Origin of the sequence: Pseudoalteromonas sp. SWYJZ98 (genome assembly GCF_015864495.1) — a bacterium.
Taxonomy (GTDB): domain Bacteria; phylum Pseudomonadota; class Gammaproteobacteria; order Enterobacterales; family Alteromonadaceae; genus Pseudoalteromonas; species Pseudoalteromonas distincta.
In genome coordinates this window covers 22359-41846 of record NZ_JADYXA010000032.1, presented here as the reverse complement: position 1 = coordinate 41846, position 19488 = coordinate 22359, and the positions used below count along the sequence as shown (strand labels likewise).

At 38.8% G+C, this 19488-nt stretch carries 15 protein-coding genes; 2 read left to right on the top strand and 13 right to left on the bottom strand.

The window, feature by feature from the left end; translation table 11 throughout:
• Positions 1-91: 91 nt before the first annotated feature.
• The 12 genes from I6F10_RS20485 to I6F10_RS15370 all read right to left on the bottom strand — a co-directional run bounded on the left by I6F10_RS20485 (position 92) and on the right by I6F10_RS15370 (position 13499).
• Entirely contained in the window at positions 92-148 is a 57-nt protein-coding gene (locus tag I6F10_RS20485; RefSeq protein WP_331461833.1) for a hypothetical protein, read from the bottom strand.
• A 112-nt stretch (positions 149-260) separates the two neighbouring features.
• A complete protein-coding gene (locus tag I6F10_RS15420) occupies positions 261-1364 on the bottom strand; it encodes a diguanylate cyclase (RefSeq protein ID WP_231619980.1) in 1104 nt (367 codons plus the stop codon).
• A 587-nt stretch (positions 1365-1951) separates the two neighbouring features.
• Complete coding sequence (locus I6F10_RS15415) at positions 1952-2662, bottom strand: hypothetical protein (protein WP_165742878.1); 711 nt, start codon at positions 2660-2662, stop codon at positions 1952-1954.
• Between the two features lie 122 nt (positions 2663-2784).
• Positions 2785-2991 (bottom strand): hypothetical protein, encoded by a 207-nt coding sequence (locus tag I6F10_RS15410; RefSeq protein ID WP_165742877.1) that lies wholly within the window; start codon positions 2989-2991, stop codon positions 2785-2787.
• 113 nt (positions 2992-3104) lie between these two features.
• A complete protein-coding gene (locus I6F10_RS15405; protein ID WP_197099093.1) occupies positions 3105-5315 on the bottom strand; it encodes an AAA family ATPase in 2211 nt (736 codons plus the stop codon).
• Positions 5312-5749 carry a VPA1267 family protein gene (locus I6F10_RS15400; RefSeq protein ID WP_165742875.1) on the bottom strand — a complete coding sequence of 146 codons (438 nt, stop codon included), beginning with the start codon at positions 5747-5749 and terminating at the stop codon, positions 5312-5314. The genes I6F10_RS15405 and I6F10_RS15400 overlap by 4 nt, the downstream gene beginning before the upstream one ends.
• A 33-nt stretch (positions 5750-5782) precedes the next feature.
• The gene (locus I6F10_RS15395; protein ID WP_165742874.1) at positions 5783-6307 is read right to left on the bottom strand and encodes a hypothetical protein; all 525 of its coding nucleotides are present in this window, start codon (positions 6305-6307) and stop codon (positions 5783-5785) included.
• Positions 6307-8361, bottom strand: coding sequence for a hypothetical protein (locus I6F10_RS15390; protein ID WP_165742873.1), 2055 nt, complete (start codon positions 8359-8361; stop codon positions 6307-6309). Before I6F10_RS15390 ends, I6F10_RS15395 begins: the two co-directional genes overlap by 1 nt.
• Positions 8354-9907 carry a site-specific integrase gene (locus I6F10_RS15385; protein WP_165742872.1) on the bottom strand — a complete coding sequence of 518 codons (1554 nt, stop codon included), beginning with the start codon at positions 9905-9907 and terminating at the stop codon, positions 8354-8356. Before I6F10_RS15385 ends, I6F10_RS15390 begins: the two co-directional genes overlap by 8 nt.
• Positions 9888-11213, bottom strand: a complete 1326-nt coding sequence (locus I6F10_RS15380; RefSeq protein WP_165742871.1) for a site-specific integrase — start codon at positions 11211-11213, stop codon at positions 9888-9890. The genes I6F10_RS15385 and I6F10_RS15380 overlap by 20 nt, the downstream gene beginning before the upstream one ends.
• 172 nt (positions 11214-11385) lie before the next feature.
• Complete coding sequence (ssb, locus tag I6F10_RS15375; RefSeq protein WP_039485810.1) at positions 11386-12111, bottom strand: single-stranded DNA-binding protein; 726 nt, start codon at positions 12109-12111, stop codon at positions 11386-11388.
• A gap of 20 nt (positions 12112-12131) precedes the next feature.
• Positions 12132-13499 (bottom strand): MFS transporter, encoded by a 1368-nt coding sequence (locus I6F10_RS15370; RefSeq protein WP_149602041.1) that lies wholly within the window; start codon positions 13497-13499, stop codon positions 12132-12134.
• 162 nt (positions 13500-13661) lie between these two features.
• Here I6F10_RS15370 and uvrA point away from each other — a divergent pair, with 162 nt between their 5' ends.
• Positions 13662-16487 (top strand): excinuclease ABC subunit UvrA, encoded by a 2826-nt coding sequence (uvrA, locus tag I6F10_RS15365; protein WP_165742869.1) that lies wholly within the window; start codon positions 13662-13664, stop codon positions 16485-16487.
• A 198-nt stretch (positions 16488-16685) separates the two neighbouring features.
• Here uvrA and I6F10_RS15360 read toward each other — a convergent pair whose 3' ends face one another.
• Positions 16686-18827, bottom strand: a complete 2142-nt coding sequence (locus I6F10_RS15360) for a transcriptional regulator (protein ID WP_197099092.1) — start codon at positions 18825-18827, stop codon at positions 16686-16688.
• Between the two features lie 282 nt (positions 18828-19109).
• On the opposite strand from I6F10_RS15360, the gene I6F10_RS15355 reads away from it, so the two are divergent.
• A complete protein-coding gene (locus tag I6F10_RS15355) occupies positions 19110-19475 on the top strand; it encodes a hypothetical protein (protein ID WP_154903930.1) in 366 nt (121 codons plus the stop codon).
• Positions 19476-19488: the final 13 nt, after the last annotated feature.

Sequence of the window (19488 nt, the reverse complement as noted above, 5' to 3'; positions counted from 1 at the left end):
TATGTTCGTTAATCATAATGTGCCCTCAAACAAGATTTGAAGATCTGATCATGACATTGAGATTTAGTTCAAAAAAATCCCCGCTAATTTCTTAGCAGGGATTTGTGTATAAGAGACAGCTCATAGGGGTTCTAATCTCATGACTCATATTTGCTAAAAACTCAGACTTAGCGGATGTCAGATGCTCTGCTTCCTCCTTGGCGTGCAAAAGCTCTTCAGTGCGCTCTTCAACGCGCGACTCTAATCTTTGCTTTTCTTCATCAAGCTCTTTTAAAAGTTGAATGCGGCGTTGGTTTAAAAACAAAAACTAAAAAACTGCTAAGAATAAAAATAATTGCAGTAGCGCTGTAAATTAATATTTTATTTTTCTCAAAGTAAGTTGGCTCGTAATAAGAGATAATTGACTCTTCTGGCAAGCTCTGCGGAGCAATATTAAACTTACTTAATTGTCGCCAATCATATGAGTATGTACTAAGCCCTTCACCACTAATTTCATTTAACGCTTTATTTTCATTATAAAAAACTATTGAATCGGCAATACGTTTACCTATTTTTTCACCCGACAAAACATACCCACCAACAACACCTGAGCCTAATAGTACTTCCCAATAGCTAAACACTGGCGCCGGACTTTCTTCAGTTAATCGCTCTACTAGCTGATAAGGACTAAGTGATTTATTATCGAAACGCCTAAAAATGGGGGTTAATAAAATAATTGAATCTGCTGGGGCATTTCTTACTCTGGTGAGTAATTCTGGTAATGGAAGATCAAACCACTTTTCTACATTTAAATACGAAAAATCACGGTTAATAACCGAAAATAGTCCTCGATGAAAGCTCATACCAATATCGTTTTTTGTATCTAAAATCACGATCAATTTTTTAGGCTTCATTAAATTAACAGCATTTGCTGTTGCTTGCGCATAATCTAATTTAGCTTGGATCACAGCTCCGCTAGTCTTTTTTGGTAGATTAAACTGGGTGCCTGGCTCTAAGTATATTCGTGGAGCATTTATAAAAAAATCATCTAATTGAGATAGTAACGTCGCTGCAGATGGCGACTGAGTAACGATGATATCGATGTGCTTATTTTTATATTTTTGTTTGAGGTAGTCTTTCATTAACTGTTTTTGATTAACTTCATCAAAGCGATTTACATCCATATTTTCGAAAAATAGTTCATAACTAAAAGAACGTTTTGTAAGCTCTGTACGCAGTCCAAGCTCAACACTTTTATACCAAGGCATATCTTGATTTGTTGAATTTATAAATAAAATATGAGTAACGTCTGAAGGAGGTTGAGCGTGTGAACTAGGGCTCAAGAATTGAAAAACAAGAAATAAAAATAAGATATTAGTTTTCATGTTTCTCATTGTGTAATCAGGGGAAAGTAGTTTAATGGTAAGTGTTAACGATATATATCAATTAAATACAAGATAAAATTTACTGTAATTTAACATTACCAACAATACTATTTCACTTTACAGCCTAATGAGGTCTAATATTGATAGTTTTTTGATTATCATCACAGCGCAATACGCATAAAAAACCCAGTAATGACACTGGGTTATGGTATGCTTAGATCTCTATTCTTACACTCTTAGTTTAACTGTGGTTAAAATGGTAATAACCAATAAAATGCCAATATTAACTGCGAGTGAGTGAGTGAATCACTTAAATTATAAACCTCAAAGCAACACTCACCTAAAATTTAATTATACAGTTATTATGTCATTGTATAGTTAAAACCAAAAAATAGCTATCTATACGATTAAATAATACAAATTTGAACATCATTTTGTGCAATTAGTTTAGCTTCATAATTTTATGAATGCTATTCCGTAAGACCAAATCAATGGCTGGTACTGGTTCATTAATTATAGACCTGCATTTCAGATTATATTTACGTTCGAAACCCAAATGCATTCGATAAAGCTTAGTAGCTTTCACTTTAATTGAACGGCTTTTGTTGCAAGCTTACTTTTGGAAGTTCTGTTTGATTACCTAAGTCATAGCTATTCAAGTTCAAAGTAGAACTAAAATATTTACCATTTGACTGAAACATAATAAACAACTCATTCTCTGATAAAACTTGACTATCAATTACTTGTTCAATGTTGGTTAGTATTTCTTTGTAGCCTGAACCGTCAGGCTTTGATATGGCTATGGTTATTTTATCACTCGGAGTTAAGCGGTTGTCATTATTTGAATCTAGTTTAACTAGAGTGTAAAGGATAGCTAAAACAGGTTTTTTGAGGTTAAAGTCATCGCCAATACGCAAGTGACTTGCTTCCTCAATAAGGTAATTTGTATGTTCAAAAAGCCATTTTTTTGAATTAGTTCGGGTATCAATGAATAGGTAATTTCTAGTTGAATTCGAAGATTTACTAAAATAACCACGATCAAAACTTTGATCAGAATTCAGCGGAACTATTAGGATATTTTGATCCGTCAAGCTGATAAAACGACCAACCATCCAGTTTTCTTTTACCGCGCTATTTTCTTCGACGTTAACTATATTTTGGGTGTTGCGGTCCCTCGTAGTTTCTTTAAAAATCTGATACATACCGAATAAGAGAACGCAAATTGCTAGGACTCCTGCAACTGAGATAAGCAAACCATTAAAACGCCAGACTAATTTAAAGAATTTATTTTCTTCCATGTACGATATCCTATAGGCTTAAGCAGCCTTAAAATGTTAATTTTACTAGTGCTTTGACGGAAAGTCAGAGAGTAAAATTCCCGCTTACCGTGCTTGTTGGGTGCTGCACGCTAGTGCATTGTTTACTTAAACCTTGGTCCGCAAAATTGACATAATCCGCGTTCATCAAGCTCCATCACTGGAAACATATTCTCAAAATTAACTTTTGGAATATCATCCGGCGTTTTAGTATCTCTACCATATTGACCGCAAGCAGCACACTGTCTTATCCATTTCCGTGTTCTTGGGTCATCCAAGAACCATTTTTGAGTTTTAGTTTCACTTCTCATCTACACCCCCAAAATATATTCACATATACAATTGAAGTAATTTGCCATGTAAACAACAATTTAAAAATTTATTGCGTACATTCACCACTGAACATTATCATAAAAGCACATATTCAGTCATTCTTTGAACTTTTCAACAAATCAAACAAATAACTCCTTCTACTGTGCACGGTACTCTGCAATATGGTTGTTGCTTCAAAGTCGGCTCTACTTCCTACAATATGTATTTCATGCTCTGCTCGTGTAATTGCGGTATATAACCAAGACCTATCAACAATGCGGCTATTTTGGAGTGCCACAATGATTCTTGGGAACTGCGACCCCTGCGCCTTATGCAAGGTAATACAATATCCAAGCTCCATACAATCAAGAACGTCTTGAGTTATTTTAATCTCAGAACCAGTGTCTAGAGTTACGACACCATAGTGAGTATTAGTTGGCTTAACACTACTAAGTGTTCCAAGTGAGCCGTTTTGAATGCCTTTATCATAATTGTTTTGGGTAAATAATATAGCATCGTTAAGCCGTAAGTTTTGATAAAACAGCTCTCCGTTCATCTCAAATTGTAGCACTGATCCATCTGGATTATGCTGTGTTTGAGTCAACCTGTTTATGTCAGCTACCATTTTTTTGGTTGCCGCTAGAATACGGCTGTTTGAGGCGGATTGCTGGTATAGCTTAGAGCATACATTGGCAATATCACTTGCCGCAGTTTCATGAAAGTAGATGTTACCTATGCTTAAGTACGCTGGTATCAGCCCTTTGTTTATCTGCTTTGAATATTCGGGAATACCAGTAGCACCCTCTTGTCGTTTAACAATATCCAATGTTGTATTCACTATTAATTTTGATTCAACAATGTCAGCCAAAACTTTACCGCAGCCGATTGGCGGGAGTTGGTCGGGGTCGCCTGTCAATATTATTCTGACGGATGGATGAAGTTTAGTAACTAAGCGATACATGGTTGGTAAATCTACCATTGAGGCCTCATCAATCACTAAAACATGGAGGCTTTGTTCCGACGAAGGCGAAATAGGCTCATTTCTTAAAAGCCGGGCTATTGTCATGGTTTCGAATCCAATAGACTCGTGCAGTCGTTGCGCCGCCCTGCCCGAGAGAGCAACTGCGTGAATCATAAACCCTAAATTAAAATACGCCCTAAGCGTCGTTCTCAATACTGTTGTTTTGCCTGTTCCTGCTCCACCTGTAATGCAACTAACGGCATTATCAAGTGATGCCAAAACTGCTTGCACTTGCTTTTTAGTTAAATCGTATGGCAACTCTTTAGTAGCATATTGATATGCTGCTTCGGCACTTTCGTCATACAAGTCTTTTTGTTTTACTAGTTTTAACAAACGCTTAAAAACAACTGTCTCCATCAGAAATTGAGCAGTTGGATGGAAGTTGCCCTGTTCTTTGTTTAAAACATACTGAGCTTTATTGTAGCCCACCAGAAATGCTTGTGAAACTAGCTCTTTTTCATTTAATAGCTTCTTTAAGTGGGGAGTAATGTGTTCTCGATTGGCGTAGGTGTTACCTTTTCCTACCTCATTATGAATTGAAATCTCAAGTGCTGAACTTAATCGTCTGTGATCATCTTTTGTGATTCCAAACTTTGACTGTGCTAAAGCATCGACTTTGTTGAACGCCATACCAAAGCTAATTAAAAGGTATGGGTTAGCTTTAATCGCATCTATCGAATTCTCTTGATGATACTTGAATAATCGCTCTTGCACTTTTGCAGGTATACCATGCTCTGACATCCAACCATAATGGCTAAGGTTTTTGTATTTAGCATAGCCCTTATATAGCGCATCAATAGAATCGCTGCTAAGAAGCCCTTCTAGGCGTTTGCGTGATTCTTCGCTATCAGTTCTCAGTGTTGAATGAAAAGACTTGCCTAATGCCCTCCAAAGCTCTCTAGCTTTTACTTCACCTATCCCTTTGAAGTCTGATCCTTTAGCAATAAAATTTATGAGTGCTGCTCCGCTCTCTGGCAATGTGCAAAATATTGCGCGAGGTGAATCATATACATGCTGTTGCATTACATAATCACCCTCTGCTATTTCCTGTATCGAACGAATACCTTTTACTATCCAATTTTGGCCTATTGTCGGTTCTAAAGGCTTTTGAGATGAAGAATCAATAGGCAAAACAGCAAGCTCTGTCTTGACAGAAACATAATATTTACCATTGTTGACTTTGAAAGAATCACGATCGATGGGTACGCCAACAAATATAACGTATTTGCTGCTAAGAAACTTAATGCTCGTAATGCGCACTGTTTCAGTAAAAAGTTTCCCATCATCAACAGCTTTATTCATCGTGACATCAAGCCCATTTCAAATAGTGTTTCACTAAGTTCTTGGAAGTTTTCGTGTTGTTGTTTTAACTCACTTAGCTGGGCTTTTAATTCGATGTTCTCTTGCTCTAATTGGGATAACCTCAAGGAGTCGTTTAATTTTCGACTAGCTGTTTGATCGTATTGTTTTGGCGTACTGACCGATTTTTGTGCAGCAAGCGTTAGTGGCGGAAGAATTTGTCTTTTCCGTAGTATATCCTCAAGTTCCACCAATGCATTTTTGAGTTCTGGATTTTGATTTAAGGCAGATTTTCCGCACCCAACAGCTTTAGCTATTTCGCCACGATTTAACTGCCCTCTAAAAATAATTTGTTTGAAATCTTCATCGGTTTGAGTTGCCACCCATGTCTGAAAACTATTGAGGTTTTGCTTAGCTTTTTGTTGTCCATTGGCCATTATTCACCTCCATCACTTTTAAATAGATTTGATTTAATCATGGCGACTTCGTTTGCGTTTTTTATCATCTGCTCGTGTTATCTTTGGCAACGGTCGATTTAAACTCTCAGGGTCTACGTTACGCGGTAGCGCTCTATCTTTTACCTCTTCAATGTCAGCATTAACTGGGATTGCAGCGTTCATCTCATCCATGTTATGTTCCATTTGATATAGGTTGTACATCCACCTGATAATTTGTTCTCTCATAGCAGTAACTTCACTATGAAGGCTCTTATTCTTTGATTCCAACTCGTCTATTCGCTTATATGCGTTTTGTAGTTGAACATCCTCAGTACCATGATATTGGCTAGGAGTTTCTTTTAACATAGCTTTACGGTTATTGAATGCTATCTCAATATCTTTGTAGGCCAATAAAGTATGCCTAGATACCTCTTTTTTTAATCCAAACTCTCTAGTAATGCGTTCGCATAATAGTTTCCACGTTAACTTGCCTTTCCATGTGGACAATAAGGTGAGTATGCTTTTGTGAACATCGTCACTGATAACTATTTTTGGCATTAGCTAAACCCCAATAGTTGTCTCACACTAATATTTGAGGAGATCTTATCTTCGTCTTTCTCGGATTTTGTCTCATTAAGATCAGTATTTAATCCCTTGTCTGCTAAAGCTAAACGTGTTGGTGATGGATCATGCTCAACGGGGATTCTGATGATTGTGCCGTCTGGTATGTTCTCATCGGTTTTATTTTTAATCAGGGTGCGAATATGAGCTAACTTCCAACCCAAATGTGTAACCCAACGATCAGCGCCGAACGTGTCATCAGTAGCCTCCTTCAACGCATGGTCTAATTGAGTCGCTATGTTTATTTCTAATAATTCCAACTCCTCAAGCGTTTCTGGTATCCCTTTTATACAAACATGTTCTTTGCAGGTCACACATTCCCCAGCCTTGGTGCAGGGTGTTCGAGCAAAATCATGAACACAAAATCCGATACCAGTAAAATCAGCTACACCTTCTCGATTAACTCCAATAGATTTCAGCGGAACTGGTAACCTTGCTTTTCGCAACACTAATGCACTTGGGCTGTCTTCATAGCTCGCTACCATAAGTTCTGTTTTTAGAAGATCCTTTTGTTCAAGGGTTCTCAAATCATATGCTGCGTTCTGGGTTAAATCGGCTCTACCAGACCATTGCGCGATTTTCCAATCGTCAACACCACCTATTTTTGCATGAGTATTCAACCAAACGCGAAACTGATGGGTTGTCAATGACAGTGGCTTGCCATTTTCATTGACCATTTCAAATCGCTCCCAAAGATTACTCATTTTTTTATCTTTGCGAGTAGTCTGAACATTAAATGTATCAACGGAAGGCATGACCCAACTAAAGTCTTTTGTTGCAGAAGCTGGTTTAAGTTCGAGGTCTCGAATTAGCAAAAGATTTTCCCAAATAGGCCTGTCACTCTTAGGGTTATTTGGCCACTTCTTTTTCTTATACTTTTCGTGCACTAGCGAATTCAAGCGTCGATAGGTTAACTTATTTTCCTCTAAAAGCTGATTTATCCATTTTGTGGGCGTGTTTAGCTTTTCTTTATCAGAATGATGCAATGATCCAACTACATTCATTGCATAAGCAAACTCACTATGTGACAACTGTGCATCCTCTAGATGCTCTGGCTCAGTTTTACACTGTTTATGGCGAAAGAAAGTGTTTGGGTGATCATATGCCCACTTTGCAGCCTTTCTAGCGGGTTCGCTAATATCAACTAACCTCTTAAAGGCAGACTTGACGGTGTCCAACATTAGCATTGGTACACCCTTGCGGTGATCCCGGTACTCTTTTGAACCGAACCAGACGACATACCAATCACCATCATCGCCTTGTTGAAGTGAATGAATGGTAAGCCCTCCAAGTTCATTAAATCGGGCGGGCGCAAAACATAACAAGACTAATGCACTAGTATAGTATTTATCTGCAACAGTTTTCGCTCTAGCAAAGCAATCGGCTAAACAAAGCATTTCATGCATTGAGGGGCAGCGTTCATCTCGAAACTTATCGCCTTCCTCCCCTAATTGCTCAGATGTATGGGCAGGTTTCTTGAATGGACTCTTGTATACCGGCAAAGTTAGCAAAATTTTATTTTTTAAAAGCCAGCTTACAAGGGCTTGTAGCTTGCCACCGAGATGATATTTGCGCATTGGAACAACATTATCATCTCTTATCTTTTGCTCAGTATTCTTAATCGTTTGGTTATTAACATTAAGTATGCATGGCGGCAAATCGGCATACTGTTCTTGCAGTACTTGATATAGTTTACGAAACGTTGCAATCCACATGTGGGCAGAAGAGACTTCTTTGATCGTCATCTGCTGCCTTATAAACGCTTTAGCAAAATCCATAAATGGCTTCTCAAATGGTTCTATAGGCGCATAGTTACCGTCTTGAAAGCCAAAAACGAGTGTTTGCCCCTTGTTAGGCTTCCATTTTTCAACTTCCCAACCTTGTTCTTGATAAATCGTCAAATCGTCTTTTGCAAACCTTACAAATTCTTCGAGATTCTTTTTACCATCCTGCTGGTGTTTAGCCTCCCAAATTTTGATTACATTATTCATTAACGACTCCTTCGTTTTTTTCAATTTCGGCGCAAAGTTGGACAACTTCGGTGATCGCTAACACAAGCCTATCCGTCGATTGAATGACGAACTTACTCGCCCCCCTCTCCCTAAGCCTCTCGCGCTCAGCTAACACACCATCTAACATAACTTGATGGCGACCAGTAATCCAAGGCTGAAACTTTACACATGTGTAACATGCTCTGCCGCCTTTCGCGCAAAAACCATAAGTTCCGCAGTTGCCAACTCCATCCCCTTTTTGATTGCGAATGCGTGAATGAGGATCGTTTGCTCGCAGCGCTTCGGCCTCATTTGCAATCAGTGTGCCTGCAAACGCTTGAGCCAATGGCGCTAATACTGGCGCAAGTGCCTCGTTTATTTCCTCCGTCAATTCCTTAACGTTTTCGGTATAAACTTTTACGTTCTGTATGCCGCCATGCCCTAATATTTTAGCAATTGCGAATGCACTAAGTCCTCTGCGAGCTGCATTTGTCCCCATTGTGTAGCGAAATCGTCTTGCTGTTAAGTGGACAAACTCCCCATCTAAACGCTCAGATTTGGCCATGCATTTTTTGCTAATTTGAAACAAAACTTTTGTACTACTTCGGCGCGGCAGATGAATTGCGTCAGGGGTTTTATTCATTATTTCAATAAGTTGGCGAACAGAAGATAAATTCTTAATTGCTTTCGGAAAACCGAATAATGGCATCTGTGCTCGCAGTTCTTCTGGCAGTTTGCCTACTTGCGTCTCTATCATGTTCAAGGTTCGAGTGGCTTGATTACTGAACAAGAGCGCCAGATCTTCATCAATATCAGATTCCTTCATTACCTCCCTAAAGTTTGTAGAGCCATGCTTCTTGGCTTGCGGAACGTTTAATTTGAATTCTGTACTACCGCTTTTTGATTCCTTCACTAGGTCGCATGCTTTTAGCTGACAAAACTGAGTTGGCCTAGCACCTAAGTACACATTTAACAAAAGCCATGTGTAATCACGAAGCGACATTCGATCGTCAAAAAAGGCATTCACTCCCCAAAAAAGTATCGCTTGTTGTTCTTGCAAACTGTATGCGCCAGTGTGGGGACAACCTTTCGCAACTGGGACACCTTTCGCGATACCTTTTAAAGTTATTTGCTCTAGCCAAGGAGCAAGCTTAGGGTCAATTCCATCAATTTCTTTGTCATGCCAATTCAGCAAAAAGGCTCTAATCGAGCCGAGTTTATATTCATTGCTGGCATCTAGCTGTCCTAAATAGTTTTGAACAGTAATTAGGTCTAAGGTGACACTTTTTGTTTTACGAAGCATCGCGAGTATTTCATTAAAAATGATTGAACAGCTGCTAGCCGATAGCTCACAGGCATAATCTGCCATTTGCTCTTTGAAACCAACTATGAAGTTCAAATCACACTCATTAGGAAGTAGTCCCCAGTTTAGAGTGATCGAGGTGTCAAGTTTCCAAGTCCTCTGAGTTACATCAAAGTCATATCCCATCTTACTTGTTCTTTGTTTTTCTTCGGCGAGGGGAAAGCTAACCTTTTTGTCTAGCATCTATTATATCCTTAACGGTTGCGCTTGTTTCATTCATCATTTGCTTGTGGATTTTGTTAGCGATCTTCGTAACACGTCGATCCAAATAAGGTCGAGCACTTTTAGGATCTGAGTGTCCCATAAGTCTCATCCGAGTATCGATCTCGTGCCCATCTTTAATTAGCTGTTGACGCAGACGCTTTACAGTATCGACCTCGCCTAGCGCCTCTGCCTCCTGAATTTGTTGTGATATGTTTGAGTTATGCTCATCAATACGATCTGAAAATCGTTCGTTGAAATAAATTCGGAAGCCCCTACGTTGAATATTTGTAAAATTTTTATCTACGCGCTTTAACGGCGTTATTACTCCCGATGAAAAGTTTTTATCACTCATCGCAGAACCAGAACTTTCACCCTTATGGGATATAAAAATATAAGGATGACTCTTGGCTAATTTATAATTTGGTCTAACTTTTCTGATGTAGTACTCAAGATCTGTGTACAAAGCTGGGGGGATCTCAATATCACGTTCCTGTGTTTTAAGAGTTGGCTGGACTTTTCTCGGGTCATTTGGATCATCATGCCGCCTTTTAAACCGCAACTGTGGACTCTCTATGTCATGATTGATGTCGTCGAGTGTTAACGACAAAACTTCTGATGGCCTACAGCCAGTCCAATACAAAATTTCCAGTAGTAGATAATTACGTAATCGTGTATCAAAATTCTTAAATGGATTGTCTGGGTGATCAGTTCTGGTTACTTGTCGAAAGTTTTCAAAAACAGCGGCCTCCGCATGAGTTACCTTTGAGAGGTTACTTAATCCTTTCGGATAGTGGCTTTTGAAAAGCGCCTCCATCTTATCTATGCGATCCACTAAATCACTAGCATTGGGTTTAAATTTGCAAATTTCCCACGCACAAAACTTTAAATATCGATTTATGCCTGTCATACGCTGATACTGATAATTTTTATCAACAACACTGAGCGGTGATTCGGATTTAGCGAGGCGAGTAAAGTGAACTACTTTTTCAGTTTTGCGGTTTTGTTGCTTAGCTGACAATCTACAAAAGTTCTTGATGGACTGTATAGTTTCTTTGTCTAAAAGTTTTTGCCTACGGAATTCTGCAAACAGGTCCCTACCAGTAGAACGCTCCCATTTATGCAAAAGCATGATGTTATACAGCTCTTTTTTTATCGTGTTTTGCTTACCGTCTGCACGTAATTCTACTGTAACGTAAAGCGTTGACCAGAAATCGATTGTTCCGTCGTCATTAATGATAAGAGGCCTTCGCTCTCCGTCTGAAAGTATTTCGTCTGTTACTCGCATCAACCACCCCTATACTATACAAATTTTATATTAGCATAACTAAAATGGATGGCAACTTTTTAATATACAAAAAAAATCCCACTTTCTTTATAAATATAGGCGAAGGCTACTATTTATAAAGACTAATGGGATTTTAAATTATTTTAATATACAAAAATAACTTTATCAGAAATTAAAATGGGATATCGTCATCAAAATCAATGGTTGGTTCCATTGGGTTTGATGCACCACCTTGCGGAGCACTTTGTGGTTTAGGAGCGAAACCACCTTGCTGCTGCGGTGCACTATTTTGTTGTGGTGCAAAGCCGCCTTGCGGTTGTTGGTATTGATTATTTTGTTGTGGTGCTGGCGCTGACTGAGGTTGCGCTGCAGGTGCTGCTTGCTGTTGTGGAGCATAACCACCTTGTTGCTGGTTATTTTGGCCTTGATTATTTTGACCGTAACCACCGCTTTGTTGAGCACTTTGCGCTTGATTACCTTGGTAACCTCCACCTTGTTGCCCACCTTGTGATTGATTACCTTGGTAACCACCACTTTGCTGATCGCCACCACGTGCGCCTAACATTTGCATTTGACCAGTAAAGCCATCTACAACTATTTCTGTAGTGTACTTTTCTTGGCCTTGTTGATCGGTCCACTTACGTGTTTGAAGTTTACCTTCAACATAAATTTGTGAACCTTTACGACAATATTCACCAACAATTTCAGCTAACTTGCCAAAAAATACAACACGGTGCCACTCAGTTTTATCAACCATTTGGCCAGTGTTCTTATCTTTATAGCTATCCGAAGTTGCTAGGGTAATATTTGCTACACCGTTGCCGTTAGGCATATAACGAACTTCAGGATCTTGCCCTAAATTACCAACCAAAATTACTTTGTTCACACCGCGTGCCATGGAACCATCTCCTATAAATGTTAGATTAAACCAGCGACTTTACGCGCTTGGTCTAGGTCAAATTCTTTATCATTAATCTTTAAATAGCTGCGACTTTCATCGCGAACTACAGTTGCTTCTATTACACCTGGTAAAGCAACTAACTGAGAAGCAAGTACTTGAGCATGCTCTTCAGAATCTAATTTGGTCATTAAACTAATAACTTTACTTTTGGGTGGGACTTGCATTTTCCACGCAATAATAAGCCATATTAACCCAACAAGTGCCGCTGCCGCAAACACAGCTTGCGTCGTTGTAGTTTGTGCTACATAGCCACCTAACATACCGCCCAAAAAGGCGCCTAAAAACTGACTCGATGAGTAGCCACCCATTGCTGAGCCTTTTTGGCTTGCTGGTGCTATTCGCGATACAAGCGCAGGCATAGTGGCTTCTAAAAAGTTAAACGCCACAAAATAAAGCAGCATACACACAGCAATACCTACTACACTATTAACCCATACCGACATTGCTAACATACTAATAGTTAACAAGGCTACTGAGCCAATAAATGCTTGTTTTTCTTTCTCTTTTTTAATGGCCACAATCATTATTGGTACCATTAATAAAAATGCTAAAAATAGCACTGGAATATACAAATACCAGTGATGGTCGGCAACCAAGCCATCTTTAATTAATTGGCTCGGCAGTACCACAAAAATTGTGGTTAGCGTTAAATGCAATAACAATACACCTGCATTTAATCGTGCTAACTGAGGATGTTTAATTAATTTTTTAATGTCGCTGAAGCTTGCTAATGTATCGCCTTTGGGCGCTTTATTTACCGCCTTTGGCACTAGCATGGTCACTATAAATATACCAAAGACAGCTAAAATAGCAGTCAACCAAAATACACCAGCAATACCCCACGAAGCTGCAACAATTGGCCCAAGTAACATAGCAAAGGCAAAGCTCATTCCTATGCTCATACCAATAACGGCCATTACTTTTGGTCGTTGCTCATCGCGGCTTAAATCTGAAGCAAACGCGAGTAGCGCACTGGCTATTGCGCCCATACCTTGTAAAGCACGGCCTACGGTAACCATTTGGATAGAGTCAGCTAATGCAGCAACGACAGAGCCAATAGCAAATACAACTAAGCCACCAACAATAACCTTTTTACGACCAATCTTATCGGATAATCGACCCATAGGTATTTGTAGTACAGCTTGCGTTAAACCATACGCACCAATGGCAAAACCAATCCAAATAGGCGAAAAACCTTCAAGCGATTGTCCATAAATAGCCAATACAGGCATCAGCATAAACAAGCCGAGCATTCTAAATGCAAACACACTCGCCAGTGATACAGCGGCGCGTTTTTCTCGTGAATTAAGTGAAGATGCGGTCATTATCTGCGTGATCTTACTCTATGAAAAATTGAGGTTGGGATTCTACCATAAGCTTGGCAATAATTAATCGCCTATAAGTAAGGATTTTTCATTGATCAAGGATTAATATTGCTTCGTATTATGCGATACTGAGTAAATAATTTTGGTAATAAACGAGATAGCATGGAAAACATTGAAGTCCGAGGCGCCCGAACGCACAATTTAAAAGACATCAGCCTAACCATCCCACGTGATAAATTAATAGTTATTACGGGTCTATCTGGTTCGGGGAAGTCATCACTTGCATTTGATACGCTTTATGCAGAAGGACAACGCCGATATGTTGAATCACTCTCTGCGTACGCAAGACAATTTTTATCGCTCATGGAAAAGCCTGATGTGGATCACATCGAAGGCCTCTCTCCTGCCATTTCTATTGAGCAAAAGTCAACGTCTCATAACCCGCGTTCAACCGTAGGTACTATTACCGAAATTTACGATTATTTACGACTTATGTTTGCCCGCGTTGGCGAACCACGATGTCCTACACATGATTTACCACTTGCTGCGCAAACCGTTAGCCAAATGGTAGATACTGTTTTGGCTCTACCTGAGGGCAGTAAATTAATGCTGCTTGCGCCAATAGTAAAAGAGCGTAAAGGTGAGCATGTTAAGTTATTAGAACAGCTATCTAGCCAAGGTTATATTCGCGCCCGTATAGACGGTGAAGTATGTGACTTGTCTGATCCTCCAACGCTTGAGCTTCATAAAAAACATACAATAGAAGTTGTTATAGACAGATTTAAAGTAAAAGATGGCTTACAACAACGCTTAGCAGAATCGTTCGAAACTGCACTTGAAATGTCTAATGGCGTTGCACATGTAGCATACATGGACGATAGCAGCGCTGAAGAGATTCTATTTTCAGCAAATTTTGCCTGCCCTACTTGTGGCTATGCAATGACTGAACTTGAGCCGCGTTTGTTTTCGTTTAATAACCCAGCTGGTGCTTGTCAAACCTGTGATGGCTTAGGTATACGTCAATATTTTGATCCTAATCGCGTAGTGCATAACCCAGAGTTAAGCCTTGCTGGCGGTGCAATTAAAGGCTGGGATAAACGCAGCTTTTATTACTATCAAATGCTACAAGCCGTTGCTGAGCATTATAGTTTTGATTTAGATGTGCCTTATCAAGATTTAGACAGCGAATCGAAAAAAATTATTTTAGATGGCTCTGGTAGCACTAAAATTGCGTTTAATTACCGTAACGACCGTGGCGATTTAATTACGCGTAACCATGAGTTTGAAGGCGTTTTAAATAACATGAATCGCCGCTACCGTGAGACCGAGTCAAACTCTGTACGCGAAGAGCTTGCTAAATACCAAACAAGCCAAGCGTGTCCTAGCTGTCATGGCTCGCGCTTACGCGAAGAATCTCGAAATGTATTTATTGGACAAACCAACTTACCTGCAATCACATGCATGAGTATTGGTGAAGCCATGGAATTTTTTGAAGGTTTAGAGTTAACCGGACAAAAAGGCCAAATAGCTGAAAAAATATTAAAAGAAATTCGCGACCGCTTATCGTTTTTAATTAACGTTGGCCTAAATTATTTATCACTTGAACGTAGCGCCGATACATTATCAGGTGGTGAGGCTCAACGTATCCGCTTAGCCAGTCAAATTGGTGCCGGTCTTGTAGGTGTAATGTACGTACTAGATGAGCCATCTATTGGATTACATCAACGCGATAACGACCGTTTATTACAAACATTGGTCCATTTGCGCGACTTAGGTAACACCGTTATTGTGGTAGAGCACGATGAAGATGCTATTCGTGCTGCAGATCATATTATTGATATTGGCCCAGGTGCGGGTGTTCATGGTGGGCATATTATTGCTCAAGGTACGCGCGACGATATTTTAGCAAGCAAAGAATCTGTTACGGGCCAATTTTTATCAGGCGTACGTAAAATAGAAATACCAAAAGAGCGTCACCCAACGAACGACAAATGGCTAGAGCTATTTGGCGCAACGGGTAATAACCTTAAAAATGTGGATTTAAAAATCCCATTTGGTTTAATGACCTGTGTGACAGGTGTATCGGGCTCGGGTAAATCAACGCTAATAAACGACACTTTATTTAAACTTGCTCATACAGAGCTAAATGGCGCAACCACTGCCGAAGCGGCACCGTATAAATCAATTAGCGGTTTAGATCATTTTGATAAAGTGATCGATATTGATCAAAGCCCGATTGGTCGTACTCCGCGTTCAAATCCGGCAACCTACACAGGTATATTTACCGGCATTCGTGAGTTATTTGCAGGTACACAAGAAGCGCGTTCACGTGGCTACAAAGTAGGTCGCTTTAGTTTTAACGTTAAAGGCGGACGCTGTGAAGCGTGCCAAGGTGACGGCTTAATTAAAGTTGAAATGCACTTTTTACCTGATGTGTATGTACCGTGTGATGTGTGTAAGAGCAAACGCTATAACCGTGAAACACTCGAAGTCCAATACAAAGGTAAAAACATACACCAAGTACTTGAGATGACTGTTGAAGACGCGCATGAGTATTTTGACAAAATACCGGCTATTGCCCGTAAGCTTAAAACCCTAATGGACGTTGGTTTATCGTATGTCCGCTTAGGTCAAGCCGCTACCACGCTTTCAGGTGGTGAAGCGCAACGTGTAAAACTAGCGCGCGAGCTATCAAAGCGTGATACCGGTAAAACACTCTACATATTAGATGAGCCAACAACAGGCTTACACTTTGCTGATATTGAACAGCTGCTTGTTGTACTTCATCGCTTGCGCGACCACGGCAATACTATTGTTGTTATTGAGCACAACCTCGATGTTATTAAAACAGCAGATTGGGTTATCGATTTAGGACCTGAAGGCGGAGCTGGCGGTGGTGAAATACTCATTGCAGGTACACCAGAAGAAGTAGCTGAGTGTGAGCGTTCACATACTGGGCATTACTTAAAACCTCTATTAAATAAATAGAGGTTCAGTTGTGACAAATTAATCGGCTTTGAGGTTATTTAACTGTCGAGATTGCACTTAATTAAAAATAGCGAGAAGAGTTACTTCTCGCTATTTTTTGGCTCTAATTTTTCTTTTATCAACATAATACCAATCGAAAATGTTATTAAAGAAAAACAACACACTGCTGCAAATTTAACCTTGAAAGATCAACAGACCCTAGTCATTCCAACTTATCTGTATTATTTGCATGTCTTTATATTTTGATTCTGTAAAGAAAATTTGATTGTTATCACTAATAAAAAATGCGACAGGTTTAAAATCCACGTGCACATCTTTTACTGTCTTATCTTCTAAATTAAGCCGAGCAACTCTTGAAATCGCATCAGAGTAGTAAAGGTAATTACCATTAATAGCAAAAAGTTGTGCTTGTCGCGCGTCTTTGGGTAATTCCCAACTCTGTTTATTTGATAGTTTAATTAACTGATTATTAGTAATTGCATAATTAGTACCGTCAGCGCCTGAAATTAATTTGTTGGCTTTAATATCCTCTAATATAGTTGTGTCTCGCGTTAATAAATTAAACTGAGCAAATAGGTTTTCTGAACCACTTCGCTCTAAATAAATTATACTTTCATTATCTTTAGACCATACATAGTTTAGTATTTTTCGCCCTTTAAACTCAGCTATGGTATAGAGTTTGTTCGACATAACGTCAAAAAATGCAATATCGCTATTAACTCTTAATAAAACACGATCTTGCTTACTCGATACTCTTAGCCCGCCAATAGCAAAGGTAGATTTCCCTTCATAAGTAAAGTTACTAAGTTGCTTTGTAAGTCCATTTTGAGATAACCACAACTGACTGCTGCCAGAGCGCTCGGATACAAAAATATGCGCTGGCCCTTTCTCATTAATGACTTCTACAATGTGGTAGTCGTCTTCATCACTTTTGTAGAGTGCTTCATACTCAGGAACATCGCTAAAAAGATTAGTCGCTTTAATTAACGAAAATGCTTGTGTTTTATTTGCTGAGTAAAAGAGGCTATTAGCAGATTGAACTGCAATATAATAAGGTGAAATTGCTGGGGTAACCGTTAGTGTGCGTTTAATAATATTATTTTCATCAAACACAATGGTTGAAAGGTCAGAGTCTTCAAAAACAATCACGCCTTTATCGTCTGCAAGCCAGTCAAACGCGAAGCTAATTATACTTTTGTTTGCTTTAAATAACCGCTTAGTCTCACGCGTAGAAAAGTCGTAGCTGAACACCGAAAAAGGCTGACCTTTTTGACTAAGTATATATGCTATTTTATTACCTGAAGAAGATAAGCGCGGCATTATTACGCCATACATTACACCTGGTGGTGGAATAACAATGGACTCTTTTTGTAACTCTAAATCAAATTTATATAAACCTGAGCCATCTTGCTCATTTTTATATTCAGTGTAATAAATATATTCATTATTTTCGTCTACTTGTGCGTAGCCGGTGTATCTAAGGTCACACTTTTTAATTAATGTAGCCTCACCAACAATAGGAAACTGGCTTAAATCAACCAGTACCATTTCGCACTGCTGTTGTTTTAAGTTTGTAGCTTGTATAAGCACTGCGTGCTGATTTAACTGCCACGATAAAATAGATACTTGAAAGCCAGGATAGGTAATTTCAACCTCCCTTTGATCAGATAGTCGCTTTACAAATGCATGCATTATGTCACTTTCAGGTTCAACATTTGTATAAGCTAAATATTGTTTATCTGAGGACATCTCAGGGTGAACCTCACTGCCTATATTCCACGTGCTTGCTACCTTATTAACCGTGATCTGGTTAATCTTTTCGCTAGAAGGTGCATTAATAAAAAACAACCCAAACCATACTAAAGAGCACAGGCAAATAATGACGAGTAAAGAATAAATCAAAAAATTTTTACTATTCTTTTTTTGAACTGGTTGAGAAGTAGTTGCAGTAGCTATCTCTTCATTTTTGGCAGAAATACCCGGTGAGTCAGGCAAAATGTTTACAGGCTCTTTCAAAACGTTTGCTTGCGTTAAACGCTCAGGTATTACTGTTAGGCTATATCCTTTACGGTAATGCGTTTTTAAAAGCGGCGCTTTTTCAATTGGGTGGGCAAGCTGCTTTCTTAACTCTGAGATTGCACGGTTAATCGCATTATCATCAACAAAGCTCTGTTGCCACACACTCTCAATAAGCTCTTGGCGGGAAACAATTTGTTGAGGCTTGTCTATAAAGTGAAGTAATAGCTTTACTAAAAGTGGATCTAATTCCCTTTCTAAATGGTTTGAAGTAACCACACAGCGATTACTAATAAATTGCCAAGGTCCGATTTGATAATTCATAGTCTTTACGTATTTTTATTTTTATAAACCGTATCACATCTACACTTTATTTTATAGAAAAAGCATTTTAAACCTTATATTAGCATTATAAGGTTTAAGGCTAACCCTCTAAATTAAAACAATTATTTAATTTAAAAACCTTATCTATTAATTGCTCATAACTAGATAAGCGACTCTCAATAAATTCAGCGATATTCTTTAAACCGTCATCAACAAGCAGCTTAGTAAAAAATCATTTGTGATTCTAAATTGGCTGCAATTAAAAATATAAAAGGTTTAATTATGAATAGCACAATGAAAAAAGTACTACCGGCTTTACTACTAGCAACTGCTTTTAATACAACTTCAGTTATTGCAGCTGACGCTAAACAACACAACGTTCAAAGCAATTTTAATCAATGCATAATTGGTGAAAGCGTAGAGGCGATTAACCCAGTTAATAAAAAGCAGCAAGAAACAAACAACATAGACGCCACTGAGTCTTTAAAAAGTAATGTTGATACACAAACGTTACTTTCTTCGATAGATGAAAAAATATCAGCTGAGCTTGACTCTTCAATGAGCAAAATAAACTCGCAAATTGATAAAAACCTTTCAAAGGTAACATCCTCAATCACTGCATATTTCAGCACTGTGTTATCGAACTAAAAACAATAAAATT